At 65.3% G+C, this 24,826-nt stretch carries 27 protein-coding genes; 19 read left to right on the top strand and 8 right to left on the bottom strand.

The window, feature by feature from the left end:
- Positions 1 to 92 precede the first annotated feature (92 nt).
- Positions 93 to 698 (bottom strand): Rid family hydrolase, encoded by a 606-nt coding sequence (locus BRO63_RS17725; protein WP_256943339.1) that lies wholly within the window; start codon positions 696 to 698, stop codon positions 93 to 95.
- On the bottom strand, positions 695 to 1,477 hold the full coding sequence (locus BRO63_RS17720; protein ID WP_256943338.1) for a TetR/AcrR family transcriptional regulator: 783 nt from the start codon (positions 1,475 to 1,477) through the stop codon (positions 695 to 697). The genes BRO63_RS17725 and BRO63_RS17720 overlap by 4 nt, the downstream gene beginning before the upstream one ends.
- Between BRO63_RS17720 and BRO63_RS17715 the strand changes: the two genes are divergently transcribed.
- A complete protein-coding gene (locus BRO63_RS17715) occupies positions 1,476 to 2,624 on the top strand; it encodes a serine hydrolase domain-containing protein (protein WP_088141039.1) in 1,149 nt (382 codons plus the stop codon). The two genes, BRO63_RS17720 and BRO63_RS17715, sit on opposite strands and share 2 nt — an antisense overlap.
- A 51-nt stretch (positions 2,625 to 2,675) precedes the next feature.
- Here BRO63_RS17715 and BRO63_RS17710 read toward each other — a convergent pair whose 3' ends face one another.
- Positions 2,676 to 3,842: a mandelate racemase/muconate lactonizing enzyme family protein gene (locus tag BRO63_RS17710; protein WP_088141038.1), complete on the bottom strand. Its 1,167-nt coding sequence runs from the start codon at positions 3,840 to 3,842 to the stop codon at positions 2,676 to 2,678.
- Between the two features lie 81 nt (positions 3,843 to 3,923).
- Here BRO63_RS17710 and BRO63_RS17705 point away from each other — a divergent pair, with 81 nt between their 5' ends.
- The 5 genes from BRO63_RS17705 to BRO63_RS17685 are packed head-to-tail and all read left to right on the top strand — an operon-like array spanning position 3,924 to position 8,991.
- On the top strand, positions 3,924 to 4,691 hold the full coding sequence (locus tag BRO63_RS17705) for an ABC transporter permease (RefSeq protein ID WP_088141037.1): 768 nt from the start codon (positions 3,924 to 3,926) through the stop codon (positions 4,689 to 4,691).
- 29 nt (positions 4,692 to 4,720) lie between these two features.
- Positions 4,721 to 5,578 (top strand): ABC transporter ATP-binding protein, encoded by an 858-nt coding sequence (locus tag BRO63_RS17700; RefSeq protein ID WP_088141112.1) that lies wholly within the window; start codon positions 4,721 to 4,723, stop codon positions 5,576 to 5,578.
- A 34-nt stretch (positions 5,579 to 5,612) separates the two neighbouring features.
- Complete coding sequence (locus tag BRO63_RS17695; RefSeq protein WP_088141036.1) at positions 5,613 to 6,611, top strand: ABC transporter substrate-binding protein; 999 nt, start codon at positions 5,613 to 5,615, stop codon at positions 6,609 to 6,611.
- A complete protein-coding gene (locus BRO63_RS17690) occupies positions 6,608 to 8,275 on the top strand; it encodes a GMC family oxidoreductase (RefSeq protein WP_088141035.1) in 1,668 nt (555 codons plus the stop codon). Before BRO63_RS17695 ends, BRO63_RS17690 begins: the two co-directional genes overlap by 4 nt.
- Positions 8,272 to 8,991 carry a GntR family transcriptional regulator gene (locus BRO63_RS17685; RefSeq protein ID WP_088141034.1) on the top strand — a complete coding sequence of 240 codons (720 nt, stop codon included), beginning with the start codon at positions 8,272 to 8,274 and terminating at the stop codon, positions 8,989 to 8,991. The genes BRO63_RS17690 and BRO63_RS17685 overlap by 4 nt, the downstream gene beginning before the upstream one ends.
- Before the next feature lie 61 nt (positions 8,992 to 9,052).
- Here the strand turns inward: BRO63_RS17685 and BRO63_RS17680 are convergent, their stop codons facing one another.
- Positions 9,053 to 9,850 (bottom strand): aminoglycoside adenylyltransferase family protein, encoded by a 798-nt coding sequence (locus BRO63_RS17680; RefSeq protein WP_088141033.1) that lies wholly within the window; start codon positions 9,848 to 9,850, stop codon positions 9,053 to 9,055.
- Between the two features lie 136 nt (positions 9,851 to 9,986).
- Here BRO63_RS17680 and BRO63_RS17675 point away from each other — a divergent pair, with 136 nt between their 5' ends.
- The 6 genes from BRO63_RS17675 to BRO63_RS17650 all read left to right on the top strand — a co-directional run bounded on the left by BRO63_RS17675 (position 9,987) and on the right by BRO63_RS17650 (position 14,113).
- The gene (locus BRO63_RS17675; protein WP_088141032.1) at positions 9,987 to 10,586 is read left to right on the top strand and encodes a hypothetical protein; all 600 of its coding nucleotides are present in this window, start codon (positions 9,987 to 9,989) and stop codon (positions 10,584 to 10,586) included.
- Between the two features lie 23 nt (positions 10,587 to 10,609).
- Positions 10,610 to 11,626, top strand: coding sequence for a hypothetical protein (locus BRO63_RS17670; RefSeq protein ID WP_088141031.1), 1,017 nt, complete (start codon positions 10,610 to 10,612; stop codon positions 11,624 to 11,626).
- 49 nt (positions 11,627 to 11,675) lie between these two features.
- Positions 11,676 to 12,884, top strand: coding sequence for a hypothetical protein (locus BRO63_RS17665; RefSeq protein ID WP_088141030.1), 1,209 nt, complete (start codon positions 11,676 to 11,678; stop codon positions 12,882 to 12,884).
- Between the two features lie 91 nt (positions 12,885 to 12,975).
- Positions 12,976 to 13,392 carry a VOC family protein gene (locus BRO63_RS17660; protein WP_088141029.1) on the top strand — a complete coding sequence of 139 codons (417 nt, stop codon included), beginning with the start codon at positions 12,976 to 12,978 and terminating at the stop codon, positions 13,390 to 13,392.
- Between the two features lie 84 nt (positions 13,393 to 13,476).
- Positions 13,477 to 13,824: a hypothetical protein gene (locus BRO63_RS17655; protein ID WP_088141028.1), complete on the top strand. Its 348-nt coding sequence runs from the start codon at positions 13,477 to 13,479 to the stop codon at positions 13,822 to 13,824.
- Between the two features lie 52 nt (positions 13,825 to 13,876).
- Positions 13,877 to 14,113, top strand: a complete 237-nt coding sequence (locus tag BRO63_RS17650) for a tautomerase family protein (RefSeq protein ID WP_088141027.1) — start codon at positions 13,877 to 13,879, stop codon at positions 14,111 to 14,113.
- Positions 14,114 to 14,178: 65 nt separating this feature from the next.
- Here the strand turns inward: BRO63_RS17650 and BRO63_RS17645 are convergent, their stop codons facing one another.
- From BRO63_RS17645 to BRO63_RS17635, 3 genes are all read right to left on the bottom strand, one after another.
- Positions 14,179 to 15,105 (bottom strand): hypothetical protein, encoded by a 927-nt coding sequence (locus tag BRO63_RS17645; protein ID WP_088141026.1) that lies wholly within the window; start codon positions 15,103 to 15,105, stop codon positions 14,179 to 14,181.
- Between the two features lie 154 nt (positions 15,106 to 15,259).
- Entirely contained in the window at positions 15,260 to 16,873 is a 1,614-nt protein-coding gene (locus tag BRO63_RS17640; protein WP_088141025.1) for an NAD(P)/FAD-dependent oxidoreductase, read from the bottom strand.
- Between the two features lie 90 nt (positions 16,874 to 16,963).
- Complete coding sequence (locus BRO63_RS17635) at positions 16,964 to 17,917, bottom strand: GlxA family transcriptional regulator (protein ID WP_088141024.1); 954 nt, start codon at positions 17,915 to 17,917, stop codon at positions 16,964 to 16,966.
- 137 nt (positions 17,918 to 18,054) lie between these two features.
- Here BRO63_RS17635 and BRO63_RS17630 point away from each other — a divergent pair, with 137 nt between their 5' ends.
- The 6 genes from BRO63_RS17630 (at position 18,055) to BRO63_RS17605 (ending at position 22,784) form a co-directional block, all read left to right on the top strand.
- Positions 18,055 to 18,855, top strand: a complete 801-nt coding sequence (locus BRO63_RS17630) for an SDR family NAD(P)-dependent oxidoreductase (RefSeq protein ID WP_088141023.1) — start codon at positions 18,055 to 18,057, stop codon at positions 18,853 to 18,855.
- 24 nt (positions 18,856 to 18,879) lie between these two features.
- Positions 18,880 to 20,013, top strand: a complete 1,134-nt coding sequence (locus BRO63_RS17625; protein WP_088141022.1) for a thiolase family protein — start codon at positions 18,880 to 18,882, stop codon at positions 20,011 to 20,013.
- Positions 20,014 to 20,044: 31 nt separating this feature from the next.
- Positions 20,045 to 21,262 carry a multidrug effflux MFS transporter gene (locus BRO63_RS17620; RefSeq protein WP_088141021.1) on the top strand — a complete coding sequence of 406 codons (1,218 nt, stop codon included), beginning with the start codon at positions 20,045 to 20,047 and terminating at the stop codon, positions 21,260 to 21,262.
- A gap of 42 nt (positions 21,263 to 21,304) precedes the next feature.
- Positions 21,305 to 21,718, top strand: coding sequence for a PaaI family thioesterase (locus BRO63_RS17615; protein WP_088141020.1), 414 nt, complete (start codon positions 21,305 to 21,307; stop codon positions 21,716 to 21,718).
- A gap of 261 nt (positions 21,719 to 21,979) precedes the next feature.
- On the top strand, positions 21,980 to 22,255 hold the full coding sequence (locus BRO63_RS17610; protein WP_088141111.1) for a hypothetical protein: 276 nt from the start codon (positions 21,980 to 21,982) through the stop codon (positions 22,253 to 22,255).
- A 4-nt stretch (positions 22,256 to 22,259) separates the two neighbouring features.
- A complete protein-coding gene (locus BRO63_RS17605; RefSeq protein ID WP_088141019.1) occupies positions 22,260 to 22,784 on the top strand; it encodes a helix-turn-helix transcriptional regulator in 525 nt (174 codons plus the stop codon).
- Between the two features lie 9 nt (positions 22,785 to 22,793).
- Here BRO63_RS17605 and BRO63_RS17600 read toward each other — a convergent pair whose 3' ends face one another.
- Positions 22,794 to 23,708: a LysR family transcriptional regulator gene (locus BRO63_RS17600; protein WP_179215136.1), complete on the bottom strand. Its 915-nt coding sequence runs from the start codon at positions 23,706 to 23,708 to the stop codon at positions 22,794 to 22,796.
- Positions 23,709 to 23,849: 141 nt separating this feature from the next.
- Here BRO63_RS17600 and BRO63_RS17595 point away from each other — a divergent pair, with 141 nt between their 5' ends.
- Positions 23,850 to 24,821: a Bug family tripartite tricarboxylate transporter substrate binding protein gene (locus BRO63_RS17595; protein ID WP_088141017.1), complete on the top strand. Its 972-nt coding sequence runs from the start codon at positions 23,850 to 23,852 to the stop codon at positions 24,819 to 24,821.
- Positions 24,822 to 24,826 lie beyond the last annotated feature (5 nt).

Genomic DNA, 24,826 nt, shown 5'->3' with positions numbered 1-24,826 from the left:
GCCGCTAGGCCGGTGATCGTTGTTGGGGTAGCAGACTTCTCGTTGGCTTCACCACCGGGATGATGAGAATATGTTCCGGCGTGCGCGCGTTCTCATGGGGTGGCGGTCTCGTTGGCGGTTGTGCGGGTGAGCGGTGCAAACGCCACCGCCTTGATCTCCACCAGGCCGCCTTCGGGGTTCAAGTCGGCAACTTCCAGTTCCACCGCGGCAGGGTAGGGAGCGAAGAAGAATTCATCCCGAACCCGGCCTATGGCGGCCAACTGGCCGGCCTTGTCCAGGTCCAGGCGGTCACTGCCGAATACATGGAACATCTGCAACTCGATGACATCCTCCATCTGCGCGTCGCAGGCGGAAAGCAGGCGCTCAATCTGTTTGAACACAATGCGCAATTCATCGCAGAACGCGGCTTCGCTCATCGGCTCGCTGGTTGGGTTGCAAGCCACGATGCCCGAGAGGTACACAAAGTCGCCTGCGCGGCGCGCCGGCGCATAGTGGTACTGCGCAACATCGGACTCCAGAGAGGCTGGAATTGCGACTGCGCCCGTTCTGGTTGCCACGCGGCGTACATCAGTGTTTGAAGGATGATTCATATAGGCTCTTTTTGGGTGATAGTGTACTGATCGATAAACAATTGTTGAAAAAAATAGGCCGGGGCCTGCGACGGTTATCGTGATTCCAACGCGGGCTTCATGGCTCATAGACTAGCCAGGGTGCCCTCCAGCACATCTTGAAGAAACGCCCGGTCTGGCATGGATTGTCCAAGGATGCGCAGCCCGTAGTAGCTTGCCAGGAACGCGCGCGTCACTTCCAGCGCCGGCCGGCCGCTTGCAAGCTCGCCATTGCGCTGGTCTACGGCGATGACGTGGCAGATTGTCGCTTCCAGCTTGTTGACATAGCTGCGGTTGATCCGGTCGATGACGGGATCTTTGCTGCTGCGCTCCATGACCGAAAAAAGAGCCATGCAACTGCGGCGCCTGGCCGGATCCAGGTCGCCGTCGACGCCCCATTGCAGTAACGCGCGCAACCGTTCCTTGGCCGTGCCTGGGCCGTTGAGAATGTCGGACTGCGCCTGCAGCCCCAGTTCTTGATAGCGGCGCAAGGCTTGCTCGTAGAGGTTCTGCTTGCTGCCAAAGGCATGGTAGAGGCTGCCACGCCCCAAGCCTGTGCGTTCGCACAGCTCTTGCGTTGAGCTGGCTTCGTAGCCGTTGGTCCAGAAAACGTCCATCGCGGCGTCTATGACGGCAGTGTCGTCGTACTCTTTGGGCCTTCCACTCATGGTTGCTGTCCTTCGCAGTTCAGGCGTTGAAGTATAGGTAATAATGTACTGACTGGTAAACAATATTTTTCGACGCCATTCCCACGGCGAGCGGCGGATTGCGAGAGTACATGGCCATAGTCGGCCGTCTGCAATTTCGTTCAAGGCGGAGAGCGCCGCGCCGGGTAAAAGGCATGGATCCAATGACAGTGGAGAAACCATGGGCGATATCGATGAGGCATTGGCGGCTGCGGGCACGCTTAGTCCTGGCGCCGTCGTGGCGCACTTCAGCGGAAAATCACCAAGCCGCATTATTGCGGCCGGACACGTTGATATGGAGCACTCAGCCGTTCTGGCGCCTGACGCGATTTTCCGTATCTCGTCAATGACCAAGCCGATCACGGCGGTCGCCCTCATGATGTTGATCGAGAGACTCCATATCGAGCTGACCGAGCCCGTGGCCAAGTGGCTGCCGGAGCTTGGCAAGCCGAAGGTGCTGGTCGATCTGCACGGCGAACTGGATCTAACGGTTGCCGCGAAGCGCGAGATCACTGTCGAGGACATCCTGACATCCCGGCTGGGCACGGGTATCGTGCCCGCCGCTCCCGGCAGCACGCCGTTCCAGCGGGAGGTCGCGCGCCAACAGCTCGTGGGTTTTGATGCTCCCCGGCCTGCCGCGGCTATGGGGCCGGAGGAGTGGCTTCGAAGGCTCGGCGCGTTGCCGCTGTTGGCGCATCCGGGAGACCGGTGGTTCTATTCGGTCGCGTCCAATGTGCAAGGCGTGCTGATCGCCCGGCTCTCCGGCATGGCATTGTCCGAGTTCCTGGCTACGCAGGTGTTCGAGCCGTTGGAGATGAAGGACACCGGCTTTTATGTTGCCCCCGGGCAGTTGTCCCGCCTCACACCTGCTTATTACAGCGATCGCCGGCTCGCAGATAGTCCGAAAGAGGAGAGCGCTTGGGCAAATCCCCCCGCATTCGAGGGCGGGGAAGGCGGTTTGGTCTCAACGGCTGGCGACTACATGGCCTTCGTGCGCATGCTGCATGCCGGGGGCGAAACGCCCACAGGGCGGCTGCTGGGCAAGGCTTGGATCAGGCGTATGCTGACCGACCATCTGACGGCCGAACAGCGCGCCGATGCCGCCGGCTTTCTTGATGGCCGTGGCTGGGGTTACGGTGTTTCCGTTGACGCGGGTCGGTCTTTCACCGAGGCCTTGCGAGGGACCGCGGGCTGGTCAGGAGGACTGGGAAGCTCATGGCTTAGCGACCTCTCCAGCAATCGAGCGGTAGTGGTCATGTGCTCAAGGGCGCTCGATGAGCCCGCGGTCCATGCGGATCATCAGGCGCTTCAGCAGGCTGCGCTTCGTTAGTGCCCGCTCCACGTTCCTGCCGGTCCCGACGACAAGGCAAGGAAGGGGCGTCTATGGACGCAAGCCGCAGATGTCGCGCAACTGCGCGATGTCTGGTTCCACGCCCAGACCCGCCTCGTTTCCGAGTTTGGCTTCTCCTTCGACGATGACACCCAATGCCGGGCTCAGAACTGCGCGCAGAGGATTCTCGTTGGAATCGATTTCGAGCATGCCGCCAGTTCGTCCGCGGGCGGCGAGGATGTGCGCGGAGGCGAGCTGGCCGACGCCCGCCCCTAGGAAGTGCGGGCAATAGCGCAGGCCCGCCTCGTGAATCCTGTCGATGACGGGCAGGCAGCCGGAAATGCCGCCCCATTTGGCCAGATCGGGCTGCACGATCTTCAAAGTCCTGCTGTTGATCGCCGCCTCGAAGGCATCTGAACCGATGAGGTTTTCGCCGGCCGCGAGAGGGATTTCCATTTGCTCAGCCAGTTGCGCCCATTCCGATAGGGGCCGGTTCGCGCGCAGCGGCTCCTCCAGCCAGCCCGGCGTGAACTCGCTGAAGCGGCCGGCCATGTGCAGCGCGCCTCCCAGGTCCCAGGCCTGATTGGCGTCCAGCATGAGTTCATTGCCTGGGGGCAGCCAGGCATGGATCGTTCTGACGTTGGCGAGATCCCGTTCTTCGCCAAAGCCCACCTTGAGCTTGAAGGCGCGATAGCCCTCAGCGTGTTTGGCGAGAACCGTATCTTCGGGGCGTTCTGGGTTGATGCCGCTTGCGTAGACGCGGATCACGTCCGAGGTGCCGCCCAGGAATTCCCATAGCGGCAAGCCCGTCCGGCGGGACAGCATGTCCCACAAGGCCAGGTCGATGCCGGCGATTACTTGCGCGATGGGTCCCGGCTCGCCGGATTGGATGGCAAGCACCGCGGTGCGCGCGCTCATGTGCGCAAACGCGGCTTCGGCAGAGGCGTAGGACTGGCCGACAACCAGCGGCGCGACTACGGTTTCAAGCAGGCGGGCGCGGTGTTCCGCGCCGCAGCCGGGAAAGTTGCACCAGACCTCTCCCCAGCCGACCGCGCCATCCGCATCTTCCACCCGCACGAGCAGGGCGGGGCGGTCATGCATGGTGCCGAACGAGGTCTGTACCGGGCGCTTGACCGGCCAGCGCAGCACGTAGGCGTCGATGCGCGCCAGCGTGAACGGCCCGGCGGTCAGGGATTGCTTGGCATTAGGGTTTGTCATGGCTTTAAGATATTAAGTACTGGTCTATAGTATGTTTAGCACTTACGGATTGCAACTCAGGTCTAACCCTCTATACACACCATGCGCCTTCCGTCCTTCATCTCGCGCCCGCTGCTGATCGCGGCCCCATGGCTATGCATCCTGGCGCTGTGGCTGGCGGTGCGCGCCAGCGGGCTGGTCAGCCCCGCGCTCGTTCCTTCGCCCGCCGCGGTCATCGAAAAGTTCATCGAGCTTTCCAAGGACCGGCTGTGGCTGGACATCTGGATGTCGGCCCGCCGCGTCTTCACGGGCGTTGCGCTAGGCATCCTGGTCGCGGTGCCCGTGGGCTTTTGCCTGGGCTGGTATCGGGGGCTGCGGATCTTCATCGATCCCGTCATCAACTTCTTCCGCGCGCTCCCGCCGATCGCGCTGATTCCGCTGGTGATCGTCTACTTCGGGATCGGCGAATCGGCCAAGACCGTCATCCTGTTCTATGCCTCGTTCTTTGCCGGCGTCATCGTGATGTACGAGGGCATCGCCCAGATCAGCCCGATCTTCGTGCGCGTGGCGCGGACGCTGGGTGCCAATGATGTGGAGATCTTCATCAAGGTCATCGTCCCGTTGACCGTGCCGCACATCCTGACCGCCATTCGGGTGGCGCTGGGCGTGGCCTGGGCCACGCTGGTGGCGTCCGAGCTGATTGCGGCCCAGCAGGGGCTGGGAGCGCTGATCCAGAATGCGTCCTCGTTCTTCCAGCTGGACGTGATCTACGTCGGGATCATCTGCATCGGCCTCATCGCCATGCTGATGGACCTGGCCCTGAGGGCCGCAAGCCGCCGCCTGGTCGCGTGGCAAGACCGCATCGCCTGAGAACGTCCCGGACATCCAAGACCATGACCATGAGCACCCAACTGCGCAGCGTGGATACCGCTACGCCGAAGCCTTCCCAGGAACCGAAAGTCAGGATCAGGTTCGATAACGTCACCGTGGACTTTCCCACCGCCAGCGGGCCGATGAGGGTGGTGGACGGCGTGACCCTGGACATCCGGGATGGCGAGTTCGTGTCCATCATCGGCCCCTCGGGCTGCGGCAAGACGACCTTGATGAACATCGTCGGCGGATTCGTGCAGCCGACCGCCGGCGCCGTGACGCTGGATGGGCGGCCTGTCACGGCGCCCGGGCCCGACCGCGGCGTGATCTTCCAGGAATACGGCGTGTTCCCGTGGCTGACGGTGCGCGGAAACATCGAGTTCGGCATGAAGCTCGCGGCCAACAAAGCGAGCCCGCAGGAACGCGCCGAGATCTGCCAGCGCTACATGAAGCTGATGGGCCTGAGCGACTTCGCGGATCACTTTCCGAAGCACCTTTCCGGCGGCATGCGGCAGCGGCTGGCGATTGCGCGCGCCTACGCCGTCAAGCCCCAGTTCCTGTTGATGGACGAGCCCTTTGGCGCGCTGGATGCGCAGACCCGGACCGCCATGCAGGATCTGCTGCTCGAAGTGCTGCAGACCGAAGGCAAGACGGTGATGCTGATCACCCACTCGGTGGAAGAGGCCATCTATCTGTCGTCAAAGATCGTCGTGGTCACCGCCCGGCCTTCCAAGGTGCGCAAGGTGATAGAGGTGCCTTTCGGCTACCCGCGTTCGGAGCGGGTCCACGAGGACCCTCGCTTCGTTGAGTTGAGCCGGGAGATCCGGGAGCTGGTCATGTTCGAGTACCAAGCCCAGGCCCGCCAATCCGTCCGGCCGACCGATTGAGCCTGCGTCAGCAGCCCCACCACAAGGAGACTCCATGAAGCTCGACCGCAGAACCCTACTCAAGGCGGGCGTAGCCGCGTCCATCACAGCAATCGCGGCGCCCGCCATAGGCCAGGCGCGCAAGAAACTGCGCGTCGGCTACTTGCATACGCCCGCCGTCGACGGCCACTTGTGGCTGGGCCTGCAGATGGGCAGCTACGCCAAGCATGGTTTGGAACTGGAGCCCATCGTCTTCACCACGGGCCTGGAAATCTTCCAGGCGATGATAGGCGGCAGCCTCGATGTGCTGGCCACCGGCGCGGTCGTGTCGAACTTTCCAGCCCGCGGCCAGGGCAAGGTCTTTCTTGTCAACGACATCGAGTACGGCACCGCCCAGCTCTGGGTCCGCGACGAGTCGATCAAGACCGTGGCCGACCTGAAGGGCAAGCAGATCTCCACGACGACGGGCACGACCGCCCATGTGTTCCTGGACCGGGCCTTGCGCGCGGCCAAGCTCGACCCGGGCAAGGACGTGCAGATCGTCAACCAGCGCATGGCCGACGCAGTGACCTCGTTCGTATCAGGCGCGGTCAGCGCGGTGGCGCTCTGGGTGCCGTTCGATACGATCGTCCGGTCCAAGGTGTCCAATGCGCGCATGCTGATCGACGCTTCCGCGTTCTATCCGGAGGCGGCGATCATGGGCGGATGGGCGGCCAGGAATGATTTCTACGAGGCCCAGAAGCCGGCCATCCGCAGCCTCATCGCCGCCTGGGGCGAGGCCAACGACGCCATCGTGAAGACCCCGGACGCCGCGGTGGAGACGCTGCAGAAGACGCAGTACAAGGACGTGCCGCTGGCCGAGTTCAAGGCGCAGTTCAAGCAGGCCAAGTATTTCTCCACGGCCGAGTGGCGCACCAAGTACGAGGATGGTTCAGTGACCCGCTGGCTGCAACAGGTGACCGACTTCTTCGCGCAGGCCGGGAACATTCCGAATCCCGTGCCCGCCTCGCGCTACTTCGATCCTTCGGCCTATCTGGAGGCGATCAAGGCATGAGCATTCCGGCTGGCGCGGGCTTTGATTACATCGTCATCGGCGGCGGCTCCGCCGGATGCGTGCTGGCCAATCGGCTCAGCCGCGATCCGGCGGTGCGCGTGCTGCTGCTGGAGGCGGGCGCGGCTGCGCATAATTTCTGGCTCAAGCTGCCGGTGGGTTACTTCAAGACCATCTACGATCCGAGGTTCTCCCGGCTGTTCCCGATCGAAGCCCAGGCCGAGACTGGCAATCGCACCATTCTGTGGCCGCGGGGCAAGGCGCTGGGCGGGTCTAGCGTGATCAACGGCTTGTTGTACATCCGCGGACAACACGAGGACTACGATGATTGGGCCAGTCTCGGCGCGACCGGCTGGGGCTATCGGGACGTGCTGCCGTACTTCAAGAAATCCGAGCGCTACGAAGCAGGCGAGTCCGAGTATCACGGGGCTAGTGGCGAACTCCGCGTCTCCAATCTGCGCAATGACCATCCCTACACGGCTGCGTGGGTGGAAGCGGCAGTCGAGGCCGGGTGCCGGCGAAATGACGATTTCAACGGCGCCGAATCGGAAGGGGTGGGACCTTACCAGCTGACGCTCGGCAACCGTTGGCGCTGCGATGCCGCGACCGCGTTTCTGTACCCGGTCAGGTCGCGTCCGAACCTGGTGATCGAGACTGGCGCCCATGTCACGCGCATCCTGATCGAAGGAGGCAGGGCGCTGGGCGTGGAGTGGGTGCAAGAGGGTCAATTGAAGCGTGCGATGGCGGATGCCGAGGTGGTGCTTGCAGCGGGCGCGCTGCAATCGCCTCAGGTGCTGCAGCTTTCGGGCGTGGGCGATGCGGCGCTGCTTGCCAGGCACGGCATCGCGGTTGCGGCGCACTCGCCGGAAGTCGGCCGCAACCTGCAGGATCATTACCAGGCGCGCGTGATCGTCAAGCTGAAGCGGCGCATGTCGCTCAACGACGCGGTACGCAATCCGCTCAGCCTCGCGGGCATGGGAGCGCAATGGTTGTTCCAGGGCAGGGGACCGCTCACGGTGGGCGCCGGCCAGGTAGGCGGGCTGGCGGCGACCGAGCACGCGGTCGGCGGCCGGGCGGACATACTCTTCAATGTCATGCCGCTGTCGGTCGACAAGCCCGGCGATCCGTTGCATCGATTCTCAGGTTTCTCCGCGTCGGCGACACAATGCCGGCCCGATTCGCGCGGCGCCGTGGAGATCGTGGGTACGGATCCGTTGGCATCGCCGCGCATCGTCTCGAACTATCTGACCGAGCCGCGCGATGCGAAGGTTCTGGTCGCGGGTTTGCGCATGTTGCGCGACATCTATGCCCAGCCGTCGTTCCGCGATCTGGTGACCGGTGTGGAATACCTGCCGGGAAACGATGTCACGACAGCCGCCGCGCTGGAACAATTCGCGCGCAACAAGGGCGGCACGGTGTTCCATCCTGCCGGCACCTGCCGCATGGGCGGCGACGCTGGGTCCGTGGTCGACGCGCGCTTGCGCGTGCGCGGGGTCGAGCGCTTGCGGGTCGTCGACGCTTCGGTCATGCCTCGCATGGTGTCGACGAATACGAATGCCGCCGCGATCATGATCGGTGAGAAGGGCGCCGCGCTGATCCTGGAAGACGCGCGTGGCGCAGTCCGGCCGCAAGCGCGTGATATAGTCGCGGACACTTTGACGCCATGATTCTCGACACCGCCCAAGCCCCTCTCTACGTACAACTTTCGGATCTGTTCCGGCAGCGGATCCTGAAGGGCGTGTGGAAGAACGGCGAGAAATTGCCCTCGCTCGACGCGCTGGCCGAAGAGTTCCACGTGGCCAAGGTCACGGTGCGCCAGGCGATCGAAAGGCTTACCCGCGACGGACTGCTTTCGCCACAGCGGGGGCGCGGCACCTTCGTGACGGGAGCGCCCCAGGACAACCGTTGGTTCCGTGTCGAGACCACGCTCGAGAACCTGTCCAGCGTCTATCGGGATACGCACCCGACCATACTCAATATCGACGAGTCCACGCGCGCGCCGTTGCTGAACGAATCGGACGGCGTTGCCGCGGAAAAGTATGTCTTCATGCGGCGTATCCATGCCCGCAATGGGCAGCCGTACTGCGTCATCAACATCTACCTGGACGCTGTCATCTTTGCCAAGCACCCTGCGCGCTTTCGCAAAGAGACCGTCATTCCCATCCTGATGGGCATGTCTTCGGTGGATATCGTCTCCGCCCGCCAGGTGCTGACCATTTCGACCGCCGATGTCGAGGTGGCGCGGCATTTGGGCATCAATGTGAACGCGCCCGTGGCGGAAGTCCGGCGCGTGTTCACCGGACCGGAGCGCCGTGTCATCTATCTGGGCGAAGTGACGTATCGCGGCGACTTCGTGCGCATGGAAATCGACCTGAAGCCTTGATGGCTGAAAGGCTGCCCGCCGCATCCGCGCGGGCAGGCAAGGCCGTCCATGTGTTCCAGGGCTATCGGATGCCGGCCAGTCCTTCAATGGCGGTGCGGGCGTGGGCAATGAACGCCGCAGTTTCGGCATCGTGCCGTTGCGCCAGATTGTCTTCCTCTTGCCCCAGATAGATCGCGCGCGCCTTGCTGAGGACGGGACGGTAGGGCGCTTCCAGCCTCTCCAGCAGCCAAGCCGCTGCCTGATCCTTGGAGGCGATGCCCCCGGAGACGGCCGTGTACCAGATGCGCGCCAGCGCGAGGATGATGTGCTTTTCATCGCCGGCCCAGTCCTCGGGCGCGTTCCACTGCGCGACGGTATCCAGCAGTGCCCGCCTCAGGTCTTCGCGGGGTACGGCCTGGAGCAACTGATCGGCCTCTGGGCCGACGACAGGAATGTTGTGGCCACGGACCTTGGTGAGCAGTATGGCCAGATCGTGGTCCAGCATGGGCGGTTCCACGACGCCCGCCATCAGGTCGGTTCGCAGCCATTCGCCGAACTGGAGTTCGCGCCTGGCCGGGTGGCGCCAAGGCACGACGTGTTCCAGCGCCAGCACGGTGACTTCGAGCGCGCGCAAGTCGGGTGATGAACCGGGCGGGGCGGAGATCGCCAATAGCGCCGTGGCCAGCGCGCGCAGCACGGCTTCGTCCGGCGGCTGGGTCACGGTGACCAGCAGATCGATATCGCTATGGGGCTGCAGCCCGCCGTCCACGGCGGAACCGAACAGGTGGATGGCGACGAGGCTAGCGCCCAGATGCCGTTCGATGACGCTGCCGGCCGCTGCGACCTGGGGGGCGATTGAAGGTGGAACGAGATGAGCCATGCATCGATAGTAGCGAAGTTTGCGCGCAGCCGGCAGGCCGGCGGCGCGCGGGCCATGGCCGTGAGACCGGCACTGGTACTATGCCGGCGCAACGCCCAAGTCCGATGATCCCCACAAGCCCACGACAGGCACCGAGATGATCCGTTTATTGTTCCGAGCAGGCGCCCTGGCCGCAGGCGTGCTGATGGCAATGGCCAGCCAGGCGCAATCGCCTGCGCCCAATATTGGAGGCTGGCGCCAGGTGTCGGACAGCCAGTTCAACCGGCAATTCCATTTCTCGATGCTGCCCGGCGTAGCGGCCATCGGCAGCAACTGGGCGGTGTACGACTTCCGCGCAGGGAAGGTGGCGTGCTGCCTGGTCGTGGAAGGGCCGGAGGTGTCGGAAGAGCAACTGGGTAGCGCCTACGACATTCCGGGCCCCTGGATCACCGATCTGACCAATGGCTGGAACCTGGACGCTGCGCCTTACCGGCCGCGCGTGCAGTTGCTGCGCATCGATGGAGAGTTGCGCGGCTACGAGTTCGCCAATGCTGGCGACGGTGTGGGCGGTCTGCTGGTCCCCGACCATGCCGCCGCCGTCGCCGCCCGCACGCTGGAGATTGATGGACAGCGCTATGCGGTGGAGCGCAAGGATTCCACGCTTGCTGATGACGATGGCGGTCTGTACACGTATAGCCTGCGCCCGGCCAAAGGCGGCGCGCCGCTGAAGATCGAGGTCCCCATCGGAACCTATTGAGCCCGGGAGGCGACGATCACCGCATGAGCCAGACCCTGCAAATCGAGGATACCCCGCTCACCGAGGACGATATCCTGCTGCTGCGCAGATGCTCCCGCGGCAGACTGTTGATGGCCGTGTTCGGCGTCTTCGTGGTGCTGCTGCTGGCGCTTTGCGTGCTGACCTTTGCCGTGCTCGGTCTGTCCGAGTGGCGCGCGCTGGACCTCGGCGGGGGGGCGGTACTGTTGGCGGGCATTGCGGTGATGGGAGCGCTGGCGGTGTTTTTCGGACGCAAGCTGCTGCGCATTCCGCGAGGCTGGCGCAGCCTCGACCGGGCGCTGAAGGGGCGGCTGGCCAAGCAGATCGTTTCAGGCCGGCTGACGTCATTTGGTCCGGGCTCCTCGACGCCGGGCGTGTGCTACGGATTCGGCGAGCAGCGCGTGGAGGCCGCCTTGCCGTTCTGGAACGAGATCGCCAGCGACACCCGCAGCGGGCATGGGCCGGCGACGGCCGTGGGTTTGACCGATCTGCCCGTGCGCCTGCACCTGTTGACCCTGCAGCCAGACTCGCCTCCAGTGCTGTTGCGGGCGGAGTATCCCGTGAGCGCGGAGTCCCTGGTCGCCGTCGAGGAGATCAGCGATGCAGACCGTGCTGCCGTGCGTCGGGAAGAGCTGGACGCGCGCAAGTTCATGCTGATATTTGCCCTCGTGCCGCTGGTGGGAGGGCTGTTTCTGCCGCCGCTGCTGTTCGTGGCGGCGATCTTCGCGATCCTGGCGATGCTGTTCGGCATGCGCAGCCGCAAACTGCAGCGTGGGCTCTACAAGCATGGCGTGCGGGGCGTGGTCGAAGAGGCCTTGGTTTACCGGCTGCGCAGCCCCAATTCCTCGATCGTTTCGCTGGTTCACAACTACCGTATCGGCGGTGTGATGTACCGGGTCGATTATCTGGGGGATGTGGTCGAGCCGGGCAGGCGCGTCGAGTTCGAGTTCCTGGACTCTGGCGTGAAGGGGCAGACTGGCCTGTTCTTCCGCGTGGACGGCGAACCTGCCACGGGGCAATAAACGGACGGGGCCGCGGGCAGCGGGTCCCGGCAAACAAAAGGAGAAAGGTGTGTCCGTATCCATAGATGTGTCCGGTGAACCAGCGGGCTCGGTGAGCGAAGCAGGGCGCTATCAAGTGAGCCTGACCGCGCCGGGCAGCCATGTCTTCGAACGGGAGGCCGGCCGCGGCAACCTGATCATCGGTCCGGCCAGCATGGGCAAGAAGGCCGATCTGCATGTGGCTTGCGAAGACGCCATCAACTGGGGGGTGTTCGAGCCGTTCTCCACGCCTGCCGGCTCGGCATGGCCGCGCCACTTCGACTATTACGGCAACGACAGCGGCTTCTTCGGTTGGTCGCAAGGCCGGAAGATCGAGCAGTTCAGCTGGGCGCCGGCCTACTCAGGCAGGCGCGCCATCGACGCAGGCGCGGCAAGAATCCAGACGCTGCGCATCCGGCTGGACCAGGTGTCGGGGCATATTGAAGCCAAGCTGCCTCAGATCCGTGACCTGGAGCTGTTTGGCGACCTGACGCGCATTGCCATCGCGGGCGAACTGCCCGATATGTTGTTGCTGCGGCCGGCGCTGGGGCGCCGGACTGGCGCGGCGCCTTACGCCTTGCCCGACCTCGGCCCGCTGCAGGAAGTGCGCGCGCTGGCGCTGCACGGCGCGCCGCTGGGGCAGCCCATTTCGCTGCAGGGAATCGATCGCTTTCCGGCGTTGGAGAGCCTGTCGCTCTGGGGCGGCTTCAGCGGCTGGGAGGCGCTTGCCGGGCTGCCGCGCCTGACAAGTCTGGAGATCCGGTTCACGCCCGATCTGGACGGCTTGCCGGAACTGGCCAGTTGGCCCGCGCTGGATAGGTTCATCGCCTACAACATCGACGAAGCCGCGGGCAAGCGCTTGAAGGCGCAGATGAAGGCGCGGGAGAAGGTCCGCGCATGGGGCGGTTACAACTCCGTCTCCCAGCTGCGCAAGCGGGAGTGGTGGCAAAGCGAATACGGCCGGCCTTTCTCGGGCTGGAACAGCCGCATGGCGAAGTCGGCGAATACGGCCTACGACACGGCCAAGTCGGCGCTGGAAAGCGCAAGCAATGCCGCCGAGGTACAAGCCGCAATCTCCGCATTTTCCAGCCACTTCAACGGCATGAAGGGCATCGAGACCGAGGAGCGCGAGGACATCGGCGAGGCCGTATGGCAATTCAGCCAGCTTGCGCGGTTCGAACAGCTCGGCATAAGCGAAGCGCAGACGCAGCGCTGGTTCGACGAGGCGAGGGATTACTGAGGCTTTGCTTCCCGCCCCGCGCTGCGGCCGGCGGGCGTGGATTGCTTCGCACAGGCTATTCTGGCAGTCGGACTCACTTTCGGAGCATCTCATGGAACCAAGAATCACGGTCATCACGCTGGGCGTCGATGATCTGGAAAGATCGGTGGCTTTCTATCGCGATGGGCTGGGGCTGTCGACGGAGGGCATCATCGGCAAGGAGTTCGAACACGGCGCGGTCGCGTTCTTCGACCTGCAGAATGGCGTGAAACTTGCCGTGTGGCCGCGCGCGAGCATGGCTGCCGACACGGGCATTGCGCTGCGGCCCGGCGGCTCTCTGGAATTCACCTTGGGACACAATGTGCGTTCCAAGGGCGAGGTGGACGCAGTGATGCTGCAGGCCAGCGGCGCGGGCGCCAGCGTGGTCAAAACCGCGGGCGACACCTTCTACGGCGGCTACGCGGGCTACTTCATGGATCCGGACGGACATTTGTGGGAAGTGGTCTACAACCCTCAGATGCTGCCTTAGGAATAGTTGCGTATCGCTCTGTTACGGTGGTGCGAGGCCGCTTCCTTTAAGCTGCGCCGGTCTCAATTGTGATGGAGTTGGCGCATGTTCAAGCCCTTGATTTCCGTGGCGTCGATGGTTGCATTGCTGGGGGCGGGCGCCATGGTCCGGGCCCAGGACCTGATCCTGCCTTCCATTCCCGAAGCCACGGACGCGATCGTCGACATGCTGGCGGACACGGGCATGCCCCGGCCGTCCAAGGTCAAGCTGGGAACCTGCATCCCGGCGGTCGATGCCACGTATCCGGGCCAGGTCGCCTGCACGGTCGCGGTGACCTTGGGGGCTGCGGTCAGCGAGAACCAGATGGATTTCTACAAGCAGGACGGCAAGTGGAAAGTGCAGCCCAGCGTTTCCCAGGATAAGCTGCCGTTTCCTGATCCCAAGCTGGATTGAGAACGACCTCCGGCGTGGCGACGGGCACAGGCACTTCAACCAGGAGAAAGTCATGCCGTTCGTCAGTATCCGCATTACCCGCGATGGCGTTACCGCCGAGCAAAAGGCGCAGGTCATCCGCGAAGTCACCGAGACGCTCGAACGCGTGCTGCACAAGCCGCCGGAGTGGACGCACGTCGTGATCGAGGAAATCGATACGGACAATTGGGGCTTCGGGGGAGTGACGACCACGGAGATGCGGGCGGGCAGGGCGCCGACGCCTGGCGCCAAACCCCAAAGCGGCAGCTAGGGATGGCTACCCGCCGTGCCAGGCTTTGCCATGCCGCAGGCCTGTGAGCCGCAAGGGCTTTGGCGCTACTGGGGCTGACGCTCCAGCGCCATGGCCGGTTTTTGCAGCTTGCGATAGGCCAGGACCAGGCTCAGGGAAAACAAGGAAACCAGCAGCGCCGCCGCGGGCAGTTGCGGTAGCGCGTCCCGCGGGAAGACATAGGCCAAGAGCGGAAACGCGTACACGGCGGGCATGCGCATCTCGAACAGGCGCAGCAGCAGCCACATCAGCGCCAGGTCCAGCAGGACCACCGTCATCCAATCCTCGACCGTCAGATAGAGCGCCACGCCGACAGCGGCCGACAGGGTCAGCACCGCAGTCTGCTTGAACAGCATGCGCCATGAATACATCTTCATGTGCAGGGACTCGTACACCACCACGGCCACCGGGGGCAGTACCGCCAGATGCGTATTGCCGGCGAGCGCGGCGAGGCCGATTCCGGCCAGGATGATGGCGGCATAGGCAGCCATCAGCCGGGGCTGGACGGAAGCGGTGCGATCCGTGCTGGCGCGCAGCCTTCCCAGCATCACGCCCAGCATCAGTAGCAGGGTGCTGACCACAATGGCGGCAATGAATGACGGTTCGGTGGCGTTGGTCACCACCGGCAAAAAGCCCGTGGCCAGCGCAGGCGCCAAGCTGTAGCGCAGCAGCAGGAAGAACAGCAGCATCGCTGCCAGGACGAGCGCCAGTTTGGCGGTATGGGGTATGGCCAGCAGGTTGATGCCGAAGCCCATCAAGGCCGTTGCGGTGGGCCAAAGAAAAATCTTCTCGGGATGGCGCATCCAGCCTGGTTCGCGGTAGACCCACAAGGCAACGGCCATGGCGGCGATCTCCGGCAGCACGATCTCGCGATCGTTCCAGAAGGCGGCGGCCGCGACCATGGCTGCGATGAACGCGAAGGCGCAGAAATACGACAGGCGTGCCTGGCGTGGCGTGAGCGTTGCGTGCTGCATGGCGGAACCCTTCTCGAAAATGCGCCTAACCCTCTGCGCTACACCAGGCAGCCGGGGGAATACGATGGCGTCAGTTTCAAGCTTGACACGATGGGAAGGTCAAGCGGAGGGGGCTGAGGGAGCATTTCGCGGGCCCGTGCCGGGCCCGGCCGGCTTATCCCTGCCGGCCCATGATGCTCAAGGCCACCGCCTCGGCGATCTTGATGCCGTCCACGCCCGCCGACAGGATGCCGCCGGCATAGCCCGCGCCTTCGCCAGCCGGGAACAGGCCCTGGGTGTTGAGACTTTGCAGGGTTTCGTTGTCGCGCTTGATGCGGATGGGCGACGAGGTGCGGGTTTCGACGCCGGTCAGCACCGCGTCGTGCATGCCGAAACCCTTGATGGTCTTGTCGAAGACGGGCAGCGCTTCGCGGATGGCGGTGATGGCGAAATCGGGCAGTGCGGCGGCCAGGTCGGTGAGGTGCACGCCCGGCGTATATGAGGGCTGCACGGAGCCGAATTCCGTCGAGGCGCGGCCGGCGATGAAATCGCCGACCAGTTGCCCCGGCGCACTGTAGTTGCGGCCGCCCAGCTCGAACGCCTGGGATTCCCATTTGCGCTGGAAATCGACGCCCGCCAGCACATGTTCGGGGTAATCGACCTCGGGCGAAATTCCGACCACGATGCCCGCGTTGGCATTGCGCTCGTTGCGCGAGTACTGGCTCATGCCGTTGGTGACGACACGGTCGGGTTCGGAGGTGGCAGCCACCACGGTGCCGCCCGGGCACATGCAGAAGCTGTAGACCGAGCGTCCGTTGCTGGCGTGGTGCACCAGCTTGTAGTCCGCCGCGCCCAGGATGGGGTGGCCGGCGTTCGGGCCGAAGCGGGCGCGGTCGATCAGCGATTGCGGGTGTTCGATCCGGAAGCCGATCGAGAACGGCTTGGCTTCCATGAACACGCCCTGGTCATGCAGCATCTGGAAGGTGTCGCGCGCGCTGTGGCCGATGGCCAGCACCACGTGGTCGGCCTCGATGTGCTCGCCGCCGGCCAGGGTCACGCCAGTGACGCGGCCGTTTTCCCGATGCAGCGTTTCGACCCTGCTGGAGAAGCGGACTTCGCCGCCCAGCTTGGTGATGGTGTCGCGCATGACTTCCACCATGCCGACCAGACGGAACGTGCCGATGTGCGGCTTGCTCACGTACAGGATTTCTTCGGGCGCGCCGGCCAGGACGAATTCCTTGAGCACTTTTTCGCCGTAGTGCTTGGGATCCTTGATCTGGCTGTACAGCTTGCCGTCGGAGAAGGTGCCGGCGCCGCCTTCGCCGAACTGGACGTTCGAATCGGGGTTCAGGATGCGCTTGCGCCACAGGCCCCAGGTGTCCTTGGTCCGTTCGCGCACGGCTTTGCCGCGTTCCAGGATGATGGGCTTGAAGCCCATCTGCGCCAGGACCAGCCCGGCAAACAGGCCACAGGGGCCGGTGCCGATGACGATGGGGCGCTTGGCCAGGTTGGCGGGCGCCTGGGCGACAAACTTGTACTCGGTGTCGGGCGTGGGCTTGACGTTGCGGTCGTCGTGAAAGCGCTGGAGCAGCGCCGCCTCGTTTTCGACGTCGACGTCCAGCGTGTAGATCAGCAAGATGTTGTGCTTCTTGCGCGCGTCGTAGCTGCGGGAGGCGATGGTGTAGCCGCGCAGGTCGCTGGCCGCTACACCCAGTTTCTTGAGAATCGCGGCGGGCAATTCTTCGGGCGTGTGATTCAACGGCAGCTTGATTTCAGACAGTCGCAACATCTTTGGTCCAGATAAGGGGGCGAGCACAACGTCGCCAAGCGCGGATTGTACTGGACTGCAGGCACGGGGCCGCGGGGTATCCGGCGCCGGTCAGGGGCCGGGAGGGCTGGTGCGCGCGTCGCGCCGCACCGCCTGGGGCGGCATGCCGAAGCCGCGCAGGAAGGCCTCGCGCAGATGGCGGCGGTCGCGAAAGCCGGTTTCCCTGGCCACCACTTCCAGCGGATGCCGGCTGCTTTCTATCATCAGCCGGGCGGCTTCGAGCCGCAGTCCCTCGATGGCCTTGGCGGGCGATTGGCCGGTCTCGGCCGTGAACACGCGGCTGAACTGGCGCGGGCTCAGGCTGGCGGCCTGGGCCAGATCCTCCACGCTCAGCGGCTGGGCGAGGTTGCGCCGGGCATGGTCCAGCGCCTGCTGGATGCGGTCGGATTTCGGTGCGAGCCTGAGCATTTCGGAATGCTGCGATTGCCCGCCCGAGCGGCGCTGGTGCATGACCAGCCGGTGCGCCACCGCGCGCGCGATGTCCGCGCCCAAGTCTTTTTCAACCAGCGCCAAGGCCAAGTCCATTTCCGCCGTCATGCCGGCGGACGTCCAGATCGCCCCGTCGGCGATGTAGATGCGGTCGGCCTCGACCTGCGCGCGCGGATGGCGCTGCTGCAAGGCGTCGGCCCAATACCAGTGCGTGGTGGCGCGCCGTCCGTCGAGCAGGCCGGCGTCGGCCAGCAGGAATGCGCCGGTGCACAGGCCGGCGACGCGGCGCGAGCGGGGCGCGAGTTTCTCCAGCAGCCGGGGGAGTTCGGGCGCAACGGGCCTGGAAACGGGCGAAAGCACGCCGGCCACCAGCCAGGTGTCGGCCTGGCTGCGGGCGGTGAGCGGACGGGCCTGTACCGTCAGGCCCGCCGAGGCGCGCACCGCGCCGTCCAGGGCGTAGCTGTCCACGGCGTAGAAGGGCTCGCGCGCCACCACATTGGCGAGTTCGAACACGGCCTGCGTGCCCAGGCCGATGATCTGGAAACCTTCGGGAAGTATGTAACCGATGCGGTGCATGGGAGCGTCCTTGCGGGTTCTGGCCCCGCGCGAGTCCTGCGTCAATGTCCTTATTTATGACTATATACGTCATTTACGCCATGGTCCGCAAGCCGCAACATGGATCCCATCGCAATCACCCCTTCGGGAGTCCCACCATGGCACAAACTCAACCCGGCACCGCCCTCGTCACGGGCGCATCCAGCGGCATCGGCGCGCTGTACGCGGAAAAGCTCGCGCAGCAGGGCTACGACCTGATCCTGGTCGCCCGCAACCGCGAGCGCCTGAATGCGCTGGCCAGCGGCATCAGCACCCGCAGCGGCCGCGCGGTGGAGGTATTGGCGGCGGACCTGGGCGACCGCGCCTCGCTGGCCCGCGTCGAAGACCAGCTGCGCCAGGACGCCAGCATTACCTTGCTGGTGAACAACGCCGGCATCGGCACGCATACGCCGCTGCTGCAAAGCGACGTGGAGCAGATGACGCGCATGGTCGACCTGAACGTCACCGCGCCGATGCGGCTGACCTATGCGGCGGTTCCGGGCTTCGTGGCGCGAGGCCGGGGCGCCATCATCAATATCGCTTCCGTCGTGGCGCTTGCGCCCGAAGTCCTGAACGGCGTCTATGGCGGCAGCAAGGCTTTCGTGCTGGCGTTCAGCCAGTCGCTGCAACACGAGCTGGCCGGGAGCGGCGTGCAGGTGCAGGCGGTACTGCCCGGCGCCACGGCCACGGACTTCTGGGCCATCGGCGGCCGGCCCGTGGAAACGCTGGACCAGCGCATCGTGATGCGCGCTGAAGACCTGGTCGATGCCGCCTTGCTGGGCTTCGCGCGCGGCGAGAAGGTCACCATCCCCTCGCTGCACGCTGGCGAGGAATGGGACGCCTACGAAGCCGCGCGCCTGGCCATGGCGGGGCACCTGTCCAACAGTACCGTTGCGCAACGCTACGCGGCCGCGGTCTGACCCTGATCCTGGGAAGCTGAAACCATGAAAGCTGTCATTGCCGCCTATGCGCGCTCGCCTTTCCACTTTGCCCGCAAGGGCCGGCTGGCCGGCTTGCGGCCCGACACATTGGCCGCGCAAGTGGTACAGGGCCTGCTGCGGCGCACGGATCTGGATCCGGCGCTGCTGGAGGACGTGATTCTGGGCTGCGCCTATCCGGAGGCCGCCCAAGGCAACAATCTGGCGCGCATCGTCGGCCTGCTGGCGGGCCTGCCGCAGGAGGTGGGCGGCATGACCGTGAACCGCTTCTGCGGCTCGTCGATGCAGGCTGTGCACATCGCGGCGGCGCAGATCGAGGCGGGCATGGGCGAGGCCTTTCTCTGCGTGGGCGTGGAGTCGATGACGATGGTGCCGCAGGGCGGCTTCAACTTTTCGCCCAACCCCGAACTGCAGGCGACCAGCGACGCCTACCTCTCCATGGGCGAGACGGCGGAGAACGTGGCGCAGCGTTGGAACGTCAGCCGCGCCGACCAGGAACTGCTGGCGTTGCAATCCCATCGCAAGGCCGCCGCGGCGCGCGAGCAGGGCTTGCTGGCCGCCGAGATCGTGCCCATCCGCTTGCCGGACGGCGAGATGCTGGATGCGGACGGCTGCATCCGCCCGGGCACCACGCTGGACGCGTTGGCGGGACTCAAGCCCGCGTTCCGCGCCGATGGCGTGGTCACGGCAGGCACCTCGTCGCCGCTGACCGACGGCGCGGCGGCGGTGCTGGTGGCCAGCGACGACTTCGCGGCGCGTCATGGCCTGGAGGCGCTGGCGCGCATCCGCAGCTTCGCGACCGTGGGCGTGGACCCGGCCGTCATGGGCATCGGCCCGATACCTGCCACGCGCAAGGCGCTGGCGCGCGCAGGGCTTGCGGCGGCCGACCTGGACGTGGTGGAGATCAATGAAGCGTTTTCGTCGCAGGCCCTGGCCTGCATCCGTGAACTGGGCCTGGACATGGCCGGCGTCAACATCGACGGCGGCGGCCTGGCCATCGGCCATCCCCTGGGCGCCACGGGCGCGCGCATCACCGGCAAGGCCGCGGCGTTGCTGGCGCGCAGCCAAGGGCGCTATGCGCTGGCGACGCAATGCATAGGCGGCGGCCAGGGCATCGCCACGGTGCTGGAACGGCCCTGAACTCCGATCGACAACCGGACCTCATCGAACCATGAATACGCAGACCTCCATTTCTCCTGGCCGCGACGCTGCCCCTGCCGTCAGGTTGAGCGGCAGCCTGCTGGCCGTGCTTGCCGGGCTGGCCGCCCTGGGGCCGCTGTCCACCAACATCATCCTGCCGGCCTTTCCGCGCATGGCGTCCGAGCTCGCCGTGGACATCCGCGATATGGGCCTGGTGCTGTCGAGCTTCTTCCTGGCCTTCGCCGCCGGGCAATTGTTCGCCGGCCCGGTATCGGATCGCTGGGGGCGGCGTGCGCCGGTGCTGGGCGGGTTGGCCTTGTTCATCGTCGGCTGCCTGGTGTGCGCCTGGGCGCCGACCCTGCCGCTGCTGGTGGCGGGCCGAGTAATCCAGGCCTTGGGCGTATGCGCGGCCTCGGTGCTGTCACGCGCCATCGCGCGTGATCTGTTCGAAGGCGAAGCGTTGTCGCGCACCCTGGCCTTGACCATGGTGGCCATGGCCGCCGCGCCGGGCTTTTCGCCGCTGCTGGGCAGCGCGATGGAGTACGGGCCGGGCTGGCGCGCCAGCTTTGCGTTGGTCGCCGTGCTGGGACTGGTTCTGGCGCTGGCCTACGTGGCGACGGTGGGGGAGACGCACCCAGCCGACCGGCGCGCGGCGGCGACGCCGGCCGCCGTGCTGCGCGGTTATGCGGACTTGGCGCGGGACGTCCGGTTCATCGGTCCGGCGTCGGCCGTGAGCGTGGTCATCGGCGGCCTGTATGCCATCTTCGCTGCCACGCCGGCCATGCTCATGGGGCGCCTCGGCCTGAGCGCGCTGCAGTTGGGCTTGTTCTTCGCTTGCACGGTGTTCGTGGTATTCGCCGCCGGCATGCTGGCGCCGCGCCTGGCCCATCGCTACGGCGCGGCCGGGGTGGCGCGATCCGGCTGCGCGGTAGCGATGGCCGGCGCACTGACCTTGCTGGCGGGCGGCGAGGACAGCGGCCTGCCGCAGTACACGGTCGCCGTGGCGCTGTATCTGTTTGGCATGGGGCTGGTCAACCCGCTGGGAACCGCAATGGCGCTGGGGCCCTTCAGCCGGCAGGCGGGGCTGGCGTCGGCGCTATTGGGCGGCCTGCAGATGGCTTGCGCAGGCGCCATGACGGCGCTGGCCAGCCTGGCGGGCGGCAGCCCCGCGCTGACGCTGGGCGGGGTGTTGGCTGGCGCTTCGGCGCTTGCATGCGCCGCGCTGATGGCGGTCAAGCGTCCGCAGTAGTACTTTCCTGATTCTCGACAACTTGTACAGAGGACACACGCAATGCTGCGCTCCCCCGAAACCATAGAAAGTCTCTTCGAACGCCAGCGCGGCACGCTGCCCGACACCTTCGGCGTGAGGCCGCTGTCCATCGGCGAGGGCCGCATGTCGATGGAAATGACCGTGGCGCCGTGGATGATGGCGCCCAACGGCTATCTGCACGCAGCCTCGCAGGTGATGCTGGCCGATACCTGCGCCGGCTACGCCACCCTGGCGCATTTGCCCGAGGGGGCAAAAGGCTTCACCACGCTGGAGCTGAAGTCGAATTTCCTGGGCACCGCCAAGGAAGGCGTGCTGACCGTCGAGGCGGTGGCGGAACACATGGGGCGTACGACCCAGATCTGGTCGGCGACCGTGGTCGACGCAAGCGGCCGCAAGCTGTCGCTGTTCCGCTGTTCGCAGATCATCCTCTGGTGAGCGCGCGGCCCGGAGATGGGCCGCAATGGTAGAAGCCGCAGGCCATACCAGTCCTTTCGTCCGTTTCTCAGACGGATTCCGCCTTGGTTCGCGCGAGTGCCCTGGATAAGCTGCAACGTCGGCTTTCAGGGCCGGCGGCCATGGCCGCGATGGACGCCATTCGCCTCATCGATTGCGCCTAGCACCGTTGGCATCCCCTGAAGCTGTGGTCCGGTTGTCTATTGACAACCTATTTGAATGTCTTCATACTGGATACCAATGATGGCTCGTCCGTCCCATCCCAAGAAAGAGGTAGAGGCAGCACTGCGCCACGCCGGAGAATGCGGTTGGCGCGTGGAATTTGGCGGCAGCCACGCCTGGGGCCGGATCTATTGCCCGAGCAATGTTGCGGAATGCCGTTGCGGCGAATTCTGCATCACCAGCGTCTGGAGCACGCCGAAGAACCCTGGCAACCATGCGCGCGCCTTGCGGCGCGTCGTGAACAACTGTACTGCGCACCGCGACCTGCCCGAGGCAGACGGCGACATCTGGGAGTAGCGCGATGGAATACACCTTTACCTTGAAGTACCAGCTTGCAGAAGGCCATCACGACATGGATGCGCTGGTCGAGCGCCTGGGCGCGGCTGGTTGCGACGATGCCCTGGTCGGCACCGGGCTGCCGGGACGTATCGCGCTGGAGTTCACCCGCGAGGCCGAAAGCGCGGAAGCCGCCGTCCGCTCGGCGCTTGAAGACGTCAGGCGCGCGGCGCCATCCGCGAAACTGATCGAGGCCGCGCCTGACCTGGTGGGCCTCACTGACGTGGCCGAAATCGTGGGCGTCTCTCGCCAGAACATGCGCAAGCTGATGCTGGCTTATCCAGACAGCTTTCCGCTCCCGGTCCACGAGGGCAGCACGTCGATCTGGCACCTGGCGGACGTGCTGGCGTGGCTGCAGGCCAAGGGCGGCTATCCGCAGGCGGAACGTGTCATGGACGTGGCGCGCGTGGCCTTGCAGGTCAACGCGGCGAAGGAAGGGCAGCGCGTGTCGCGTTCCGCTTCCAAGGAGCTAGAAGCGCTGGTGGGATGACGGTCCCGCCTAGCGGCGCGCGCTGGCCCGCGCCAGCGTCCTGATTTCGTCCAGGAATCGCACGGCGGGCCCCGGCAGTATTCCTTCGCGCCGGTGGTAAGCCGAAAACCTGCGTTCATGGTCCAGGCCGTCCACCCGCAGTTCGCGGATCAGTCCGGCCTTGAGTTCGGCGCCGTACATGGGCCGGGTCAGCCAGCTGACGAAGCCGGAGTGTGCGACCAGGCTCTTGATCAGGGGAATCGACGTGCTGGAAACCGCGATGACCGGCGCGGGCAGGCCTCGGGCCTTGAACAGCGACATGAGCCGGTTATGCGGCTCGGTGCGTGGCGGCACGAAGCACCAGCGTTCCGCCAGCAGCGCCTCCATGGTCGCCGAGGCGATGCCGCATGGCGGGTGGCCGGCGCCGACAACCACATTCATGCTTTCCTGCCATGCGCAGTTCCTGGCGGAAACAATGCTGGCCGTCTCGGGCGCCTCGGGGGCGATCACCAGGTCGACCTGGTAGTTGTCCAGGGCCGTGGCCAGTTCGTCCCAGATGCCTTCGACCACATCGATGGCGATGCCAGGCCATTTTTCCAGGAATGCCTCCAGCGCCTTGGGGATGAACAGGGCAGACGCGCCCGCCGTGACACCCAGGCGCAGGGCGCCGGTAGCCAGGCCGCGCATGCGGTTCATTTCATCGCGAGCGATCTTTTCCTCACGGCATAGCAGTTGCGCATGCGGCGCCAGGGCCTTGCCGTAAGCCGTCAAGCGCATGCCGCCGGAATGCCGCTCGAACAGCGGTTCGCCGACAGCGGCTTCTAGGCGCTTGATGATGCGGCTCAGGGCGGGCTGCGTCAGGCTCATCCTGTCCGCCGCCTTGCCCAGCGAACCTTCGTCGAGCACGGCAAGGAATGCGCGCAGTTCGTTGAGGTTGTAGGTCATGCCAAACTGTAATGACTTTGGCGCTAATAAACAATTCTCAGGAATGAGTTGCGGCCTCACACTCTCGCCATCCGATACGGCTCGCCCTGCCATCTGGCAAAGGCCAGGGCTTGCGGCCATACACACATGGAGAGTAGCGACATGCGGAAACGTCTATTCCTGAAAGCGCTGTTTGCATTGGCGGCCGGCTCGGGCGCGGCGGCCTGTTGGGCCCAGGCCAGCGACAAGCCCATTGAATGGGTCCATCCCTATCCGGTGGGCGGGGGCTCGGACGCCATCGCGCGCAAGCTGGCGGAAAGCGTGGGCGCGCAGATGGGGCGCAGCTTCTTCGTCAGCAACAAGCCGGGCGGGGCCACGAACATCGCGGCGGCCTATGTGGCCAACGCCCGGGCCAATGGCAACATCGTCTTCACGGGCGACTTCGCCACCCTGGCGGCCAATCCGCATCTGTTCACCAACCTGCCTTATGACAGCGCCAGGGACTTCGTTTCGGCCGGCCTGTATGCCCGCTATCCGATACTGCTGGTGGTCTCCAGCAAGGTGCCGGCCAGCAACCTGGACGAATTCTTGCAATGGGCGCGCGCCCATCCCGACAGCGCCAATTTCGCCAGTTCCGGCGTGGGCTCTCCTCAGCACCTGGCCGCCGAACTGTTCCGCGAGCGGACCGGCCTGACCATGACGCACGTCGCCTACCGGGGCGGCGCGCCGGCGGTGACGGACCTGATGGCAGGCGCGGTGTCCTTCGCCTTGATGGACGCTTCCACCGTGGTGCCGCAGATGAAGACGGGCAGGCTCAAGGTGCTGGGCGTGGCCAGTCCCCAGCGCATGAAGAATTTTCCGGACATCCCCACGCTGCACGAACAGGGCCTGAAGGACTTTGAGGCGTTCGCCTGGCAGGGCATGCTGGTTCCCGCGGGTACTCCCCGCGCAACCGTGGAGGCGTTGAACCAGGGGCTGGCGGCCGCGCTGAAGACACAGGCGGTCATCGAGTTCTACGCCAACATCGCGGTCGAACCCTGGTTCAGTTCGCCGGAAGAGATGTCCAGCTTCGTCGCGGGCGAGAACAGCCGCTGGGGCAAGATCATCCGCGAACGCGGCATCAGCTTGCAATAGGCGCC

The organism is Achromobacter xylosoxidans, assembly GCF_002192695.1.
In the GTDB taxonomy this organism is placed as follows: domain Bacteria; phylum Pseudomonadota; class Gammaproteobacteria; order Burkholderiales; family Burkholderiaceae_B; genus Achromobacter; species Achromobacter xylosoxidans_C.
Note: the sequence above shows the minus strand (reverse complement) of the source record. Positions and strands in the feature narration are given on the sequence as shown.